2 protein-coding genes are annotated in these 2,580 nt (G+C 57.0%); both read left to right on the forward strand.

The window, feature by feature from the left end:
- Positions 1-115 precede the first annotated feature (115 nt).
- Positions 116-1,615 (forward strand): IS21 family transposase, encoded by a 1,500-nt coding sequence (gene istA / locus KGA88_RS01135; protein WP_223588322.1) that lies wholly within the window; start codon positions 116-118, stop codon positions 1,613-1,615.
- Entirely contained in the window at positions 1,608-2,411 is an 804-nt protein-coding gene (gene istB, locus KGA88_RS01140) for an IS21-like element helper ATPase IstB (RefSeq protein WP_223588320.1), read from the forward strand. The genes istA and istB overlap by 8 nt, the downstream gene beginning before the upstream one ends.
- The last annotated feature ends 169 nt before the right edge of the window (positions 2,412-2,580 follow it).

The raw sequence follows: 2,580 nt of genomic DNA on the forward strand, positions 1-2,580 counted from the left end.
TGTTGCCGCTGACCGAAAACTGACCCAGTAAAGGCTGTTCTGCCGACTGAAAACTGACCCAGGTGTTCAACTGCTTCTGCTCAATTTTTGAGCAGGAGAACACAGGGTGATCAGCATGGAAATGATGGGAAAAATTCGGCGCATGTATTTTCGCGACAAGCTGTCGCTGCATCAGATAGCCAAGCGTACCGGGCTGTCGAGAAACACCATCCGAAAATGGGTCAGAGCATCCGAAGCCACTCAGCCGGCGTACCTGCGGTGCGTAGCCTTCAACAAACTCAGTCCATTTCACGAGACGCTGGAACAGGCACTTAAGGCCGATTCCTTCCGAGCAAAGCACAACCGCAGGAGCGCCAAAGCACTCTTCGAACAGATTAAGGCCGAGGGTTACGAGGGCGGCTACAGCCAGCTCACCGCCTTCATCCGCTCGTGGCGCGGTGAGCAAGGCAAATCCTTACGGGCCTTTGTACCGTTGACGTTCGCACTCGGCGAGGCCTTTCAGTTCGACTGGAGCGAAGAGGGTCTGCTGATCGGCGGCCTGTTTCGACGCATCCAGGTCTCCCACATGAAGCTGTGCGCCAGTCGCGCATTTTGGTTGGTCGCGTATCCGAGCCAAGGCCATGAGATGTTGTTCGATGCCCATACCCGCTCGTTTGGCGCGTTAGGTGGGGTGCCGCGTCGCGGCATCTACGACAACATGAAGACAGCTGTCGACAAGGTCAACAAGGGTAAGGGCCGCACGGTCAATGCCCGGTTTGCCGTGATGTGCGCACACTACCTGTTCGACTCAGACTTCTGCAACGTGGCCTCCGGCTGGGAAAAAGGCATCGTCGAAAAGAACGTCCAGGACAGCCGGCGACGCATCTGGCTCGATGCTCAAGATTGTATGTTCCACACCTTTGAAGAACTGAATGTCTGGCTCGGCCAACGCTGTCGTGCGCTCTGGAGCGAGCTGCTTCACCCGCAGTACAACGGGCTGACGGTAGCGGACGTCCTGGAACTGGAACGGGTGGAAATGATGCCAATGCCCACGGCCTTTGACGGCTATGTCGAACGCACTGTGCGGGTCTCCAGCACCTGTCTGATCAGCGTGACGCGAAATCGCTACTCGGTGCCGTGTGAGCGGGTCGGTCAGTGGGTCAGCAGCCGCCTGTATCCCTCCCGGGTAGTGGTCATCGCCGATGAAACGATGATTGCCAGTCACGAGCGCCTCTTTGATCGAGACCAGGTCAGTTTTGACTGGCAGCATTACATCCCACTCATAGAACGCAAGCCCGGAGCGCTGCGCAATGGCGCTCCGTTTGCCGATCTGCCGAAGCCGTTGCAACTGCTAAAGCGCGGTCTGAGGCGTCACACCAACGGTGATCGAGTCATGACGCAGGTACTGGCTGCTGTTCCCATCGCCGGGCTCGATGCCGTGTTGGTGGCTGTGGAGTTGGTACTTGAATCAGGCAGCTTGAGCGCCGAACACATCCTGAATGTCCTGGCTCGACTGACATCGACAGCCGCCCCTCCGTCCGCCGAAACCAGCCTTCAACTCAAGATAGCGCCTGTCGCCAATACGGCACGCTACGACCGGCTCCGTACCACCGATGAGGAGACTCGCAATGCGTGATCTTATGGCGGAACTCAAAGAACTGCGACTGCATGGCATGGCCAGCGCCTGGGAAGAGCTGGCCTCGCAAGGAGAATCCTCAACGACCTCGTCGAAATGGCTGCTAGAGCATCTTCTCCAACAAGAACATGCGGATCGAGCGGTGCGTTCAGTGAATCACCAGATGAACATGGCCAAACTCCCCATGCATCGTGATTTGGCCGGCTTCGACTTCAGCGCTTCCAGCGCAGACCCCCGCCTGGTCAGGGATCTGTCCAACCTGGAGTTCACAGATAACGCGCAGAATGTCGTGTTCATCGGCGGGCCTGGAACAGGTAAAACACACCTGGCCACCGCCTTGGCCGTGTCCGGGATCACGATGCATAACAAGCGCGTGCGCTTCTACTCCACGGTGGATCTGGTCAATTTGCTGGAGCGCGAAAAACACGAGGCTAAAGCAGGCCGAATCGCTCAAGGGCTGCTTCGCACAGACCTGGTGATACTCGATGAACTGGGGTATTTGCCCTTCAGCCAAAGCGGTGGAGCCTTGTTATTTCACCTGTTGTCCAAGCTGTACGAGCACACCAGCGTGGTCATCACGACCAACCTCAGCTTCTCGGAATGGTCGAGCGTGTTTGGCGACGCCAAGATGACCACAGCGTTGTTGGATCGGCTGACACACCACTGCCACATCGTCGAAACGGGCAACGAGTCCTACCGTCTGCAACACAGCACCTTAGTCGCCCAGACAAAGATCAAATCACGTGAACGAAAGCGCAAAGAAGATGATGGTACCGAGGACGATGAGCCGTTTTGATCTGCACCGATAATGCCCTGCCGCATGCCTGCATGCGGTGGGGTTCGGCGCCTCTGCACTGGGACACGACTGCTAAGCTTATCCACAATTGCTGAAGCAAAAATCAGCAATCCGCCCTGGGTCAATTTTCAATCGGCAGGGTGGGTCAGTTTTCAATCAGCGCCGACAC

Source organism: Pseudomonas sp. A-R-19 (genome assembly GCF_019956575.1).
GTDB lineage: Bacteria > Pseudomonadota > Gammaproteobacteria > Pseudomonadales > Pseudomonadaceae > Aquipseudomonas.